Genomic DNA, 13978 nt, shown 5'->3' on the forward strand with positions numbered 1-13978 from the left:
ATTTTTCCGCCCGCTTTCCCGTGCAATTCACACACAATTGAAAGTTGATTCACCACTCTGCCTGTGATACAATAAAACAAGAACTGATCTGAATTTTTTTCAGATATTTACAGATACCAGGAGGACTTACGTTCCATGGAACACTTTGAAAAATCGATTATTCCTGTCATTGAGTCTGTCTATCCCTCGTTCACTCCCCTGGAACGGACGGTAGCAGATTTTTTTATTCATAATACCGACGAGTCGGATCTGTCCGCGCGCCACGTTTCGGAACTACTCTATGTTTCGGAGGCTTCGCTCTCCCGCTTTGCGAAAAAATGCGGCTACACGGGCTACCGCGAATTTGTCTACCGTTACCAGGAAGGTCTGAACGCCGCACTGCCCGGTACGGACGATCACATCAAACAGGTGCTGAATACGTATCAGGAGCTGCTGAATAAAAGCTACTCGCTCGCCGACCGCGCGCAGATTGACCGCATCTGCCATATTCTCACTTCGAAGCGTCGGGTGTATGTCTACGGTCTTGGAAGCTCCGGACTTTCCGCCCAGGAAATGAAGCTGCGTTTTATGCTTGCAGGCGTGGATATTGAAGCAATTACCGACATTCACATCATGAAAATGAATGCCGTTCTGCTCAATGAGAGCTGCGCTGCAATCGGCATTACCGTCAGCGGACAGACACCGGAGGTGCTGCGTGCGCTCGGAGCCGCAAAGGAAAAGGGAGCCTCTACCATTCTCTTTACTTCCCGCAGCTCCAGCGATTACGATGCCTTCTGCGATGAAGTCCTGCTGCTTGCGGTCAAAGAGCATCTGAAAAACGGCGGCGCAATCTCTCCGCAGTTCCCGATTCTCGTTATGATCGACGTTCTGTACTCGCATTTTCTCACGACCGACAGCGAGCGCAAGGAGGCTTTATATGAATACGCCGTCACCAAACTCCATGAAACGTGATCCCGGCCGCGGCAGCGCGTATCTTTCTTTTCTGAGGAAACGCTGCCGCGATTTCTTTTTCTTCTGCCTGCTCCTCGGCGTTTACGTCGCCCTCATCACCCTCACAGGCATCGGCTGTCCGATCCGTTTTTTCACAGGCATTTCCTGCCCGGGCTGCGGAATGAGCCGCGCGGTACTGTTAATGCTCTCCGGTCATTTTCAGGCGGCGTTTCGGATGCATCCGCTTGTCTATGCCGTGCTGCCCGCAGGTGTCTGGCTCTTCTTCGGGCCGGAACAGACGGCGGGACTTCGGCGTTTTAAAAAGGGGATCATTACGGTGCTTGTCGTACTGCTTCTCGCCGTTTATGCCTGGCGCATTTATTACCACGACCCGCTCCTTTCTATTGACCCCTCTCTCGGGCGCGTGCTACAATGGTTCTATCTTAATTAAAGGGGGTATTTACAAATGAATGTAAAAGACAACCGCAGTTTCTGGGTCTATCTTCTGCTTTCGATTGTCACCTGCGGACTCTACTCGATCTACTTCTGGTATGTTTATGTGGAAGACCTGAACACCATCTTTTACGGTGACGGCGAAGACAGCCCGAACTACATTATTGTGCTGCTTCTGTCTTGGGTTACCTGTGGAATTTACGGCGTTTACTGGCGTTACAAACAGGCGAACCGCATGTACCGCGAATCCTACGACCGCTACGGTGTGACGATTGAGGAAAATGGTTCTGCCATTCTTCTGTGGACGCTGCTTGGCTACCTGACCGGCGGCATCGGCCAGCTCGTTGCCGACTATTTCATGATCCAGAACCTGAATAAGACGGCGCTCGTTTATAATTCACGTGCATATTAAGCAGGGGAGGCGTTTTTTATGGCAACATCTATGGTAAAGGGAAATCCGGTAAAGCTGATGCTCTCGTTTGCCTTTCCGCTTCTCATCGGAAATCTGCTGCAGCAGACGTATAACATCATCGATGCGGCGATTGTCGGCCAGGCACTTGGCCCGGAGGCGCTCGCCAGCGTCGGTGCAAGCAGCAGTGTACAGTTTCTGGTGCTCGGCTTCTGTATGGGAAGCTGCACGGGATTCAGTGTTCCGGTTGCCAAGTATTTCGGCGCCGGAAAGCTTGATAAAATGCGCGATTATATTTTTAATGGTGCTGCACTTGCTGTCCTGATTGCGGCCATTCTGACCACACTCTGCAGTTTACTCTGTGCACCGATTCTGCACCTGCTGTCGGTTCCGTCCGATATCTTCGCGGATGCCTACGCATATCAGCTTGTGATTTTCCTCGGGATTCCGTTTTCGATTCTGTACAATTATCTTTCCAGCATCCTGCGTGCCGTCGGGGACAGCCGCACGCCGTTTCTGTTTCTGGCATTTTCGGCAATCCTGAATATTTTCCTCGACCTGTTCTATATTATCATTCTGCATCTGGGGTGCGCAGGCGCGGCGATTGCGACGATTTCCGCCCAGGCGATCAGCGGACTCTTATGTCTGTTTTTTATTTCCCGTAAGGTAAAGCTCCTGCTTCCGACAAAGGAAAACCGCACTCTGCGAAAGGATGCCGCGCAGGAACTCCTCGCAATGGGCATTCCGACGGGACTGCAGTTTTCGATCACGGCGATCGGCAGTATGGTAATGCAGTCAGCGAATAATGGGCTTGGCAGTGTTTATGTTTCGGCGTTCACAGCTGCTATGAAAATCAAACAGTTTATGATGTGTCCGTTTGATGCGATCAGTACCGCGGCTTCCGTCTTCTGCAGTCAGAATCTCGGAGCCGGCCAGTCAAAGCGAATCCGTCAGGGACTCCGCCAGGGTGTGCTTGTCGGTGTCGGCTATGGTGCGTTTGCAGGTGTCATCATGATTCTGTTCGGACGGCCGCTGACAAAGCTCTTTATTGTCAGCTCTGCTTTCGAAGCAATCAACGCTTCGGCAAAATATCTGCGCTGCCTCGGATTTTTCTACTGGATGCTTGGTATTTTGAATGTCTGCCGTATGGTAACGCAGGGACTTGGCTACTCGGGAAGAGCCGTTTTCTCCGGCGTAATGGAGATGCTGGCACGAACGATTGTCTGCCTGGGATTTGTCGGTGCGTTTGGCTTCACCGCAATCTGCTTTGCGGACCAGGCTGCATGGCTCGCCGCCTGCTGCTATATCGCACCGACATGTCTGTACTGCGTGAAGAAATCCACGAAAATGATTGCGGATCGCGGTGCGAAATAATAACGTTATTTTCTGTCTTACAGCGGCTTCCAGATACTTCTCAGGTTATCGCGGCAATCACCAAAAACTTGTTCCATCACAGATTTTGGTTCATTGCCCGCAAAATCAAGAAAAAGATACTGTTCTGCATGGAATCATCTTCCCCTCAAAACAGTATCTTTTTTCTTGTTTTTTCATCGTTACCGCTCGATTCCATCTCTTGCCGCAAGACCCTTGTCAAACGGATGCTTGATTTTTTTCAGCTCCGAAACATAGTCCGCCCGCTCAATCAGCGCCTCCGACGGTCCCTGCCCGGTCAGAATCACTTCCAGCTTCTCCGGCTTGTGATCCAGAAAATCCAGAAGGAGCTGCTCATCAAACAGTTTGCTTCCAATCGTATAAACCAGCTCGTCCAGAAACAGTACATCGTATTCTTCCTGAACTGCTTTTTCTGTCACTTTCTGAAACTGCTCTTCATAATACCGTTTCTGCTCTGCCTTCTCCTCCGGTGTCATCAGAAACGAAAACTTTATCTTGTCCTGCCCCGGCACAAACGTCACATTCGGCGACAGTAAGAGCACCTTCCGCTCGCTCGTGCTGTTATCTTTCATAAACTGATAAATCAAAACACGGTATCCATACCCTGCCGCACGCGTGCAGAGTCCCATACCACAAGTCGTCTTTCCTTTTCCATCCCCACAGTAGATGTGGACACAGCCTGTCTGTTTTTCCATGGTGAAAACCTCGCTTTTTCTTTCTATGTTCATTTGTAAACAACAGGTAATTCGAAACAAGTTCGCAATCCCAAGTAAAAATTGTAAACAACGGAAAAAGGAGGGCAGATTTTATTCCGCCCCCCAAAAAGGTTTCCTGATTATTTACCGAAATATCTAGCCAGCAGACCAGCGAATGCTTTTCCGTGTCTAGCTTCGTCTCTTGCCATCTCATGCACGGTGTCATGGATTGCATCGAGATTCAGGGCTTTGGCACGTTTTGCAAGATCTGTTTTGCCAGCGGTTGCTCCGTTCTCTGCCTCTACACGCATCTGCAGATTTTTCTTGGTGCTGTCGGTTACGACTTCGCCGAGAAGCTCTGCGAATTTTGCTGCGTGCTCTGCTTCTTCGTAAGCTGCTTTTTCATAGTACAGACCTACTTCCGGATATCCCTCGCGGAATGCTACTCTGGACATTGCCAGGTACATACCAACCTCGGAGCACTCGCCCTCGAAATTGGCTCTCAGGTCTTTTTTGATATCTTCCGGAACATCGGATGCTACGCCAACTACATGCTCTGCTGCCCAGGTCAGATCCTCGCCCTGCTCGATAAATTTCTCTTTCGGTGCTTTACAGATCGGACAGACTTCCGGTGCTTCTGCTCCTTCATAAACATATCCACATACGCTGCATACAAATTTTTTCATAGTCTTTCTTTCCTTTCTTTTTGTTGTGTATTTAATTTTATCATTTCCAATTTTGTGGTTTATAACAGTTTTTTATTTTTGATATTAGTAACTGTTACTGATATTACTTTAACATAAGCTTCCCTTTTTGTCAATGCCTATTTTTAATTTTTTCTTTCTTCCTGGGGATGCTATACGTTCCCCGGGTGATTTTTGCAGTTCTCGCAGATGCCGTAAAAATTCACAGAGTAATCTTCGATCGTACCTCTGAAATTTTCCGCTGCTACGTTCTTGATTTCGCTGATGTCACGCATTGTAAGGTCTGTCACGCAGTGACATTTTCTGCAAATGAAATGGTGATGCGTGGAAGTATCTCCATCGAACCGGTCCGGGCCATCTCCTGTTGTAAGACGCTTGATCTCTCCTAATTCAGAAAGAAGAGACAGGTTCCGGTATACTGTGCCAAGACTGATATTGGGAAATTCTTTCCGTACATCGGTATAGAGCATATCTGCGGTCGGGTGATCCTTTCGCCCCTGAAGGCAGACTTTGATGCTTTCTCTTTGTCTGCTATACTTGAGTGTTGACATAGTTTTTTTCCTTTCGTATCTTTCGATAACAGTAATTGTTATTATATTTATACTATAAGGCTGCTTCTCGCAAAAGTCAAGAAAAAGATCACTACCCTGTCTACACAGATTTCCGTCTGTCCCAAGATCAAAAATTCCCCAAAAACGAGGAGTGCCCAGGAACCTCTCGGTGCCTGGGCTATTATTATGAAAAAATCTTAATTGTGTAGTGATTGCATACACGCTGTTCCTTTGGAACTGAGATAACTATACCAATTAATTATGAACAGATTATGAACGTGCAGTGAATCTTCTGTGAATTTGTACATTTTTTAGAATTATTTTATACTTTCTTTGTGTATTTATCACATATTTTATTTCTAATTCTGTCCCTTACTCTCTACTCTGTCTAGAAATCGTTTTTCTCCGTTAATTTTTCTATTCGTATTGCCCATCCCCGATTTTCCCTGTCATTTCTCTCTCATTTATGTTAAGATTGATGTACAGCCAATGCGGCAGAATGGAGGATTTTTTATGAGTACCGGAAATCAGGAATATATACGAGACATGAACCGCGCCCTGGTTCTCGAGGCAATCGCCAACCATCCGCCGCTTTCCCGCGCAGATCTGGCGAAAATGCTGCATCTGACAAAAGCAACCGTATCCACCATCGTCCAGGAACTGCTCGACCGCCAGCTCGTCATAGAACTCGGCAGCGCCGAAAAAACTTCCATGGGTCGAAAACCGATTCTGCTTACTTTTAATAATCGCTGCGGTTCCATCATCGCCGTCGATCTCGGCGTAAAAAAGATCACCATTCTCACCGGAGATCTGAAGGGAAAATCATGTACTGTAAAAGAATACCCGATTGATCCATCCCTCTCACTGGAGGAATACCTGATTTCCCTCCTCCACAAAACCAAATCCGACCTCCCCAAGACTCCGTGCGGCCTCGTCGGAATCTCCATCGGAATCTACGGCGTCGTCTGCGACGACCTCGTTTTATTCACACCCTACTACGATCTGAAACACTCCAACCTGAAAAACTACCTCGAAGAAGAATTTCAGGTTCCTGTCATCGTAGAAAATGAAGCCAACCTCTCCGTCATCGGCGAAGCCGCCTGCGCAGAGCACTTTAAAAATATGATCTTCCTGAACATCCACGAAGGCGTCGGCATGGGAATCCTCATTGACGGCGAACTCTACACCGGCCAGAACGGCTACGCCGGCGAATTCGGCCACACCATCCTCTTCCCCGATGGCCGGCCCTGCCCCTGCGGCAACCACGGCTGCCTCGAACAGTACATCTCCGAAGCCTCCGTCCTAAACGATTTTGCCGCCGCCGAAGGCTTAGAAAACGTCTCCGTCGAACGCTTCATCCAGTATTACCAGGAAGGCAACCCCAACGCCCTCAAAGTAATGCAGGATTTCACCCACTACATCGGAATCAGCCTGAACACGGTTCTCCACACCTTCAACCCGGACGTCATCGTCATCAACAGCTCCTTCACCAACTACATCCCAGGTCTGATCGACGAAATCACCTCCGGAATCCAGAACCGCCTCCGCTGGTACCTCCACGTCCTCCCGGCTCACCTGCAGGATGTCTCCGTCCTCATGGGCGGAATCAGCCTCTGCTCCCGGAACTTCCTCGGAATTTCCACCTTTAAGCTGCTGGACCTGTAACTCAGAAATAAGTCCCTGTTCAGAGCCCCATCTCGATTCCGCTGCGCTGCATCTTGATGTGGCTTCTCGCCATATGAAATTTCAGAAAAAAGTACTCATTCATGCAAGCATGATTCGCAATTTGTTCTGAAATTTCGCATGGCTCTGAATAGTCACAATTTGTTCATGATTTTTTTACAACATGAACACGCTTTCAACATAATTTACCCGTATACTAAAAGCATAAATAATGAATGCCAACATTATTTACACAATTTTCTTTTTCATATTGCCGATTAGAAAATCGGCTCTCCTTCCTTTAAAAATAAAAATGAAAGAAAGCACTGTTTCGCCAACGGTGCTTTTTTTCATGCCTTTTTCTCATTTTCTCCCATCTTCCTCACAACAATCTCACGCCGATCCGCCCATCCGGGCGGATCCAGACCTCCCCTCCCGCCCCCACTACCAGCCTCGCCGCCGCCCGTCCGTCCTTGCGTGATGCGGCATGGCAGCATTGGAAAAGCGGGCAGGAAAAACCAGAAAAAATGGAGGCCTTTCGAGAGACTGAAATCTGGTGCTCAACACCAGATTTCAAGGCATTCTGAGCTGGGAAAGCATCAGGCTTTCCTGGCGAATAATGCCGGTGTCTGTCGAAAGACCTCCATTTTTTCTACGTTTTTCCCCCGCTTTTCCACCGCTGCCATGCGCATCACGCGAGGGCGGACGGGCGACGGCGAGGCGTCCCCTCTATTTACACAATTCATCCGTCAACCGCGCAAACTCCTGTAAATTCAATGCCTCCCCACGAATCGTAAGCGGCCAGCCGCAGGCTGTGATTGCAGCCTCAATCTCCTCTTTCGAAAAATGCAGCAGCTCCGAATTTTTCAGTCCGTTCGCCAGCGTCTTCCGTCTCTGATTAAACGACGCCCGAATAATGGAGAACATCAACTTCTCATCCTTCGTCTCCACCGGCATCACCTCATGACGCGTCAGCCGGATCACCGCACTTCCAACCTTCGGCCGCGGCATAAAACAGTTCGGCGGCACATTCGCCACAATATACGGCTCCGCATAATACTGCACCGCCAGCGACAGCGCCCCGTAATCCTTCGATCCCGGCCCCGTCTGCATCCGGTCCGCAACCTCCTTCTGAACCATAACCGTAATCGAATCCACCGGCACATGATTCTCAAATAATCCCATAATAATCGGCGTCGTAATATAATACGGAAGATTCGCCACAACCTTGATCGGCCGTCCGTTGTTCTTCTCCTTCGCCAGCGCCGCCAGATCCACCTTCAAAACATCATTGTTGATAACCTCAACATTATCATAATCCGACAGCGTATCCTCCAGAATCGGGATCAGATTCTTGTCAATTTCCACCGCACACACACTCCGCGCAGCATACGCAAGATACTGCGTCAGCGTACCGATACCAGGTCCGATTTCCACAACAAAATCGTCCGGTCCGATACCTGCAGCGGCTACAATCTTATCCAGCACATGTGGATCGATCAGAAAATTCTGACCATACTTTTTCTGAAATACAAAGCCGTACTTCTGCAGTACGGCTATGGTATTCTGCGGCTCCCCGAGCCACGGTTTTACTTTCTCCATAAATTCTCCATGTATTTAGAACTCAAAGTCTTTCTCGTAAAGAATCACGCGGTCGTCCGCATCGGTATGCTTTCTGGACATGCGTCTTCCGAATTTACGGGTTCCCTTTTCTGCATGGGCGATGGCACGATCCACCATATCTTTGACCTGTGAAATCGTCATCGGCTCGCCCTCCTTCTGATTGTTGCCAATCTGTGTATACAGAGCAAGCACACCCATCTCGTCCATCTTGTATCCATTCTCACGCGCATACGTGCGGGCAAACGTAACCAGCTCGTCGTTCGTGAAAACAGGAATCGAAATGACCGTCTCAAACTTCTTCGCAAAATCAGGGTAATTCCGCAGAAGACCTCTCATGCTGACCTTCTCATCCTCGATGATCAGAACCAGACTGTCTGTACGGAAATCCATTGCCTGCGACAGCTTCTCGATCGTCTCCGGGTACATCAGACCGGCACGCTCGATCAGGAGGAAACCTCCCGCCAGCTTTGAAACAATCTGCGCACAGTCCTTTTTGTTCAGAACAGATGCATCCAGACGGGCCATCTTCGTTGCCGGAAGTTTTAAGTCAGCACAGATTGCACGGACGAGATCCTCCGACAGCTTCGTTTTTCCAGTACCGTATCCGCCCATAATGGCAATGTTTCCATGACGGGAAGTACGGTCGCCTGCGTAATGATAAACACCATGCATTGCATCCAGAATCTGGATATCCATGCCTGGAACTTTCGCAAAGTAAGTAAACAGCGCTTTCTGCTCATCACTCAGCTTATCCGGCTGGGTGTCGTTCAGGATGCGGAGTCTTGCCTCCTCCGGCGTCTCCTCGCGGAGCACCTCTTCAATCGATTTCGCAACAGTTCCTTCCGGAATGTTGTCGCGGATCAGCTGAACGGTGGCATCCGTTGTTTTTTCGATGCTCATGTTGATCGTCGCATCGGATACGCGCTCACGCTTTGGCTCGGTCGGAACTTCGATTTCGATTTCCTCCGGGGTAATCTCGATCGGCTGGGTTCCTGCCGGCTCAAACGGATCGGCTGGCTCAGTCTCGGCCGGGGTTTCCGGCTCTGTTTCGCTTTCCGGCTCATCAGCAGGTTCTGCTTCCGCAGTTTCCGGCTCGTCCGGCAGTTCGATTTCCGATGCTTTTTCAGCTTCCTGCACTTCTGCGTTCAGCGCTGCCTGAAGCTCACTAAAATCGATGGTCGGCCGTGTCTCCTCTGCCGGTTTCAGATCCGGGATGACAACCGTTGCATCCATGGACGGCGTCTCCGCCGGTTCTACGGTTTCCTCAATTTCGGCTTCCGCCTGAGCCTTCTCGGCTGCTTCTGTTTCAGCTTCCACTGCTGGTTCTGTAACTTCTGCTTCTTCGATTTCAGCCTCGGCTGCCGGTTCTATAATCTCTTCGATCTCAGCTTCATCCATCGGCTCTGCAGCTTCTTCGGTTTCAGCCTCATCCGCCGGTTCTGTGATCTCTTCGGTTTCCGCTTCATCTGCCGGTTCTGCTGCTTCTTCCGGCTCAGCTTCCGCCTGCGGCTCCTCAGCCGCTTCCCGTGCCTCTGCCTCGGACTCCGGATCCATCGGCTGCTCTGCGGTTTCGGCTTCTGCTACCTGCTCAGCCGGCTCTTCTGCTTCTTCCTCCGCAACTTCCTCCGACAGGTTTGCTGCGGTCTCCTGGAACAGTGCTTCGAGGTCCGGCTCTTCGTATTTCTTCTCCGGCTTCGGTGCTTTCGGCATTACCGGCTCGGCTTTTTCCTTCGGTTTTGGCTGCGGTCTTGTCTTGATCGTCGTGTTGGCATCCGGGGATACCTCTACGTTTACATCAAGCTGCTCCGGCTCCAGATCTTTTACTTCGTACTGTACCGGCTCTTCGCTTGTCTCTTCCTCGACTGCCGTCTCTTCCTGTTTCTTTCCGCGGAAGGAGAAGACATCGCGGATGCTCTTTGCAAGCTCTGCGTGAAGATCGATCGTATTTCCAAGGTACGTCGGCGTGCTGTCTGCATACGCCTGCTCTTCCGGAATCTCCTCGATCGGCTCCTCTGTCTGCTGCAGTGCTTCGTACTCCTGCACCTGCTCTGCATCTGCCTCGGCCTGCTGTGTTTTCTCATATGCTTCGTACGGCGAACCGGCTTCTTTTTCTTCTTCACCGGCCACATACTGGCTCATCACACCGCCGTTTACCGGTTTTACTTCCGGCGTCTCTGCCGGCTCTTTCGTCGCAGCCATTTCACCGGCTCCGCTCTCTCCGGCTAACCGCACTTTAAGTGCTTCCGGATCCTCGGACGGCTCTTCATTCTTTTTGTAGTCAAAACGATGCTCGTATTTGATCTGCTGGGACGGTGACAGCGGCTCGTACTTCATTTTCAGATCCATTGCCTTTGTCACATATTTGCCCTCGCTGAACCACAGGATCAGCTCATCACAGGCATCGATGCATTTCTGCGTCTCTCCGGCTTTGCTGTAAAGGTTTGCCAGTTCATATGCCCATCTCTCGGTAAATTCCCGCTCTTTGTATTCCTCCAGAAGGGAAATCTGCTCCTCAAGCGGCGCTTTCTGTCCTCTTAAAATCTTGTATTTCAGCAGATACCGGGAATTATCGTGACGTGCGACTGCTTCAAACTCGTTGTAAAAGTCAATCGCCTCATCAAAGTCTTTCATTTTTACGGAGACCTCTACCAGGCGGTACAGAATGCCCTTTCCGATGGAGGAACGGTCATACGCCATCAGCAGAATCTTCTTCGCCTCCGGATATCGTTTGTTCGCCTCATAGACATCCGCTACCATGCCGAGCGTGCGCAGACTCTTGACACGCCGCCAGTCAACGGCTTCTACAACTGCAAGTGCCCCCTCATAGTCCTCTTTTTTTACCAGACTGTTCAGCTCTTCCAGCCGGCTTTGATATTCAGCTTTATCCAATCTTTTCACCTCAATACATTTCAGATTGTTTTAGTTCATAGACACGAACAGTGTACCACACTCCCCGTAGAATGTCAAAAGAATGCCTGTTTTGCAGGCATTTTTCGGGATGCAAATCCTTCCAGCGGGCATTAAAAAAAGAACACCCGCCCCTCCGGTTTTTCCCGGAAAAGCAGGTGTCCCCTAACTACTTATATTTGATTCCGATTACTTTCTGACAGTAATCTTGTCCAGATGCCAGATATCATCTACATACTGCTGGATAGTACGGTCGGATGTGAATTTGCCGCTGTGTGCGGTATTCAGGATCGCGCTTCTTGCCCATGCAGAAGTATTTCTGTATTTATCCTCAACACGCTCCTGTGCTGCCGCATAGGACTTGAAGTCTGCCAGGGTAAAGTACATATCCGGGCGCGGAGCATTCTTCGGTGTGAGCAGGGAGTCATACAGATCACGGAACATCATGGTGTCGCCGTTTGAGTATCTTCCGCTGATCAGATCCATCACTACGTTGTGGATGTCCTGATCGTGGATGAAGTAGCTCATCGGATCGTAGGTGTAGTTGTTCTCATATTCGATAACCTGATCTGCGGAAAGTCCGAAGATGAAGGCGTTCTCTTTTCCAACTTCCTCAACGATCTCTACGTTTGCACCGTCCATGGTTCCAAGAGTCAGGGCACCGTTCAGCATGAACTTCATGTTACCGGTACCGGAAGCCTCTTTACTTGCGGTGGAAATCTGCTCGGAAACATCAGCAGCGGCAAAGATCAGCTCTGCGTTGCTGACACGATAATCCTCGATAAATACGACTTTGATCTTTCCTTTGATGGTCGGATCGTTGTTTACCACATCACCAACGGAATTGATCAGTTTGATGATCGCTTTTGCACGCTCATAACCTGCGGATGCTTTTGCTCCGAAGATGAAGGTTCTCGGGTAGAACGGCATATCCGGGTTCTTTTTCAGGCGGTCATACAGATACATGATGTGCAGAATGTTCATAAACTGACGTTTGTACTCATGCAGACGTTTTACCTGAACATCGAAAATGGAGTTCGGGTCTACATCGATACCGTTATGCTCTTTGATGTATTTTGCCAGGCGGACTTTATTTTTATATTTGATTTCCATAAATTCCTTCTGTGCCTGGGTGTCATCTGCCAGCTTAGCGATCTTTTCGATCTTCGGCAGATCGGTGATCCAGCCGTCTCCGGCGTACTCGGTTACCCAGTCAGCCAGGAGCGGGTTTCCGTGAAGCAGGAAACGACGCTGTGTGATACCATTCGTCTTATTGTTGAACTTCTCCGGAGTCATCTCGTAGAAGTCTTTTAAGGTCTGTTTTTTCAGAATCTCGGTATGAAGCTGTGCAACACCGTTGACAGAATAGCCGCCTACGATAGCCAGACGGGCCATATGAACCTGTCCGTCGTAGATGACTGCCATCTGGCGGACTTTCTCTTCATCACCCGGGTACTGCTCTCTTACCTGGATCAGGAAGCGGCGGTTGATCTCTTCTACGATCTGATAGATACGCGGAAGAAGTCTGGAGAACAGGTCAACCGGCCATTTTTCAAGTGCCTCTGCCATAATCGTATGGTTCGTGTATGCACAGGTCTTTGTCGTAATCTCCCATGCCTCATCCCAGCCAAGGCCTTCCACATCCATCAGAATTCGCATCAGCTCCGGAACAGCTACGGTCGGGTGGGTATCATTCAGCTGGAAGGTAACCTTCTCATACAGCTTCGTAATATCATCGTGCTGTTTTTTATATTTTGCAACTGCTCTCTGTACGCTTGCAGAAATAAAGAAATACTGCTGTTTCAGACGCAGCTCTTTTCCTTCGTAATGGTTATCGTTCGGATACAGAACCTCTACGATGGTCTTTGCAAGGTTTTCCTGCTCAACAGCTTTGTGGTAATCACCCTTGTCGAAGGAATCCAATGAGAAGTCCTGAATAGCCTCTGCATCCCAGATAGTCAGAGTATTTACAACGTCGTTGTCATATCCTACGATCGGCATGTCGTAAGGAATTGCATTGACAGACTGGTAATCCTTCTGCACAAAGTTTACGCGTCCGGTAGCCTCATCGTACTCCTGCGCCACATATCCGCCGAATTTTACCTCTTTTGCATACTCCGGACGTTTCAGCTCGAATGGATAGCCGTTTTTCAGCCAGTTATCCGGTACTTCTACCTGATAACCGTCGCGGATCTGCTGTTTGAACATACCGTACTTGTAACGGATACCGCAGCCGTACGCCGGATATCCAAGAGTAGCCAGAGAATCCAGAAAGCATGCTGCCAGACGGCCAAGACCGCCGTTTCCAAGAGCCGGATCTCTCTCCTGATCCTCCAGAAGGTTCAGGTTCAGTCCCATTTCCTCGAGAGCTTCCTGTACCTGTTTATATGCAGTCAGGTTGATCAGGTTATTTCCAAGTGCACGGCCCATCAGGAATTCCATGGACATATAGTACAGAATCTTCGGATCCTGTTCTTCCATTGCCTTCTGGGTTTTCAGCCAGTTATCAATAATAACATCTTTTACTGCATAGCAGACTGCCTGATAAATTTCCTGCTGGGAAGCATCTTCCAGGTTCTTTCTGTACAGCATTTTTACATTTTCTTTCACACTGTTCTTAAAAGTTTCTTTTTTGAACTCGGCGTTTAACAT

11 protein-coding genes are annotated in these 13978 nt (G+C 49.3%); 5 read left to right on the forward strand and 6 right to left on the reverse strand.

Annotation, left to right across the window (positions count from 1 at the left end; all coding sequences use genetic code 11):
• Positions 1–135 precede the first annotated feature (135 nt).
• The 4 genes from DXD92_RS10150 to DXD92_RS10165 are packed head-to-tail and all read left to right on the forward strand — an operon-like array spanning position 136 to position 3166.
• Positions 136–951: a MurR/RpiR family transcriptional regulator gene (locus DXD92_RS10150; protein WP_022462919.1), complete on the forward strand. Its 816-nt coding sequence runs from the start codon at positions 136–138 to the stop codon at positions 949–951.
• Positions 917–1381 (forward strand): DUF2752 domain-containing protein, encoded by a 465-nt coding sequence (locus tag DXD92_RS10155; protein ID WP_199692286.1) that lies wholly within the window; start codon positions 917–919, stop codon positions 1379–1381. The genes DXD92_RS10150 and DXD92_RS10155 overlap by 35 nt, the downstream gene beginning before the upstream one ends.
• Positions 1382–1396: 15 nt before the next feature.
• Positions 1397–1795: a DUF4234 domain-containing protein gene (locus tag DXD92_RS10160; protein WP_118640498.1), complete on the forward strand. Its 399-nt coding sequence runs from the start codon at positions 1397–1399 to the stop codon at positions 1793–1795.
• A gap of 18 nt (positions 1796–1813) precedes the next feature.
• Complete coding sequence (locus DXD92_RS10165) at positions 1814–3166, forward strand: MATE family efflux transporter (RefSeq protein WP_118640499.1); 1353 nt, start codon at positions 1814–1816, stop codon at positions 3164–3166.
• Between the two features lie 179 nt (positions 3167–3345).
• Here DXD92_RS10165 and DXD92_RS10170 read toward each other — a convergent pair whose 3' ends face one another.
• The 3 genes from DXD92_RS10170 to DXD92_RS10180 all read right to left on the reverse strand — a co-directional run bounded on the left by DXD92_RS10170 (position 3346) and on the right by DXD92_RS10180 (position 5134).
• Complete coding sequence (locus DXD92_RS10170; protein WP_022462915.1) at positions 3346–3879, reverse strand: cob(I)yrinic acid a,c-diamide adenosyltransferase; 534 nt, start codon at positions 3877–3879, stop codon at positions 3346–3348.
• Positions 3880–4019: 140 nt separating this feature from the next.
• Complete coding sequence (locus DXD92_RS10175) at positions 4020–4565, reverse strand: NADH peroxidase (protein WP_022462914.1); 546 nt, start codon at positions 4563–4565, stop codon at positions 4020–4022.
• A 170-nt stretch (positions 4566–4735) separates the two neighbouring features.
• Positions 4736–5134, reverse strand: coding sequence for a Fur family transcriptional regulator (locus DXD92_RS10180; protein ID WP_022462913.1), 399 nt, complete (start codon positions 5132–5134; stop codon positions 4736–4738).
• A 513-nt stretch (positions 5135–5647) separates the two neighbouring features.
• On the opposite strand from DXD92_RS10180, the gene DXD92_RS10185 reads away from it, so the two are divergent.
• Entirely contained in the window at positions 5648–6799 is a 1152-nt protein-coding gene (locus DXD92_RS10185) for an ROK family transcriptional regulator (protein WP_118640500.1), read from the forward strand.
• A gap of 726 nt (positions 6800–7525) precedes the next feature.
• On the opposite strand, the gene rsmA is transcribed toward DXD92_RS10185, so the two are convergent.
• The 3 genes from rsmA to DXD92_RS10200 all read right to left on the reverse strand — a co-directional run bounded on the left by rsmA (position 7526) and on the right by DXD92_RS10200 (position 13978).
• Positions 7526–8398 carry a 16S rRNA (adenine(1518)-N(6)/adenine(1519)-N(6))-dimethyltransferase RsmA gene (gene rsmA / locus DXD92_RS10190; protein WP_022461748.1) on the reverse strand — a complete coding sequence of 291 codons (873 nt, stop codon included), beginning with the start codon at positions 8396–8398 and terminating at the stop codon, positions 7526–7528.
• Between the two features lie 15 nt (positions 8399–8413).
• Positions 8414–11308 (reverse strand): hypothetical protein, encoded by a 2895-nt coding sequence (locus DXD92_RS10195; RefSeq protein ID WP_118640501.1) that lies wholly within the window; start codon positions 11306–11308, stop codon positions 8414–8416.
• Between the two features lie 207 nt (positions 11309–11515).
• Positions 11516–13978, reverse strand: a complete 2463-nt coding sequence (locus DXD92_RS10200) for a glycogen/starch/alpha-glucan phosphorylase (RefSeq protein ID WP_118640502.1) — start codon at positions 13976–13978, stop codon at positions 11516–11518.

This window comes from Blautia sp. TM10-2 (assembly GCF_003480845.1).
In the GTDB taxonomy this organism is placed as follows: Bacteria; Bacillota; Clostridia; order Lachnospirales; family Lachnospiraceae; genus Fusicatenibacter; species Fusicatenibacter saccharivorans.

Excerpts from the sequence above, each read along its gene's own strand:
- DXD92_RS10150 (WP_022462919.1), top strand. The coding sequence starts at position 136 with ATGGAACACTTTGAAAAATCGATTATTCCTGTCATTGAGTCTGTCTAT.
- DXD92_RS10155 (WP_199692286.1), top strand. The coding sequence starts at position 917 with ATGAATACGCCGTCACCAAACTCCATGAAACGTGATCCCGGCCGCGGC.
- DXD92_RS10160 (WP_118640498.1), top strand. The coding sequence starts at position 1,397 with ATGAATGTAAAAGACAACCGCAGTTTCTGGGTCTATCTTCTGCTTTCG.
- DXD92_RS10165 (WP_118640499.1), top strand. The coding sequence starts at position 1,814 with ATGGCAACATCTATGGTAAAGGGAAATCCGGTAAAGCTGATGCTCTCG.
- DXD92_RS10170 (WP_022462915.1), bottom strand. The coding sequence starts at position 3,879 with ATGGAAAAACAGACAGGCTGTGTCCACATCTACTGTGGGGATGGAAAA.
- DXD92_RS10175 (WP_022462914.1), bottom strand. The coding sequence starts at position 4,565 with ATGAAAAAATTTGTATGCAGCGTATGTGGATATGTTTATGAAGGAGCA.
- DXD92_RS10180 (WP_022462913.1), bottom strand. The coding sequence starts at position 5,134 with ATGTCAACACTCAAGTATAGCAGACAAAGAGAAAGCATCAAAGTCTGC.
- DXD92_RS10185 (WP_118640500.1), top strand. The coding sequence starts at position 5,648 with ATGAGTACCGGAAATCAGGAATATATACGAGACATGAACCGCGCCCTG.
- rsmA (WP_022461748.1), bottom strand. The coding sequence starts at position 8,398 with ATGGAGAAAGTAAAACCGTGGCTCGGGGAGCCGCAGAATACCATAGCC.
- DXD92_RS10200 (WP_118640502.1), bottom strand. The coding sequence starts at position 13,978 with ATGTTAAACGCCGAGTTCAAAAAAGAAACTTTTAAGAACAGTGTGAAA.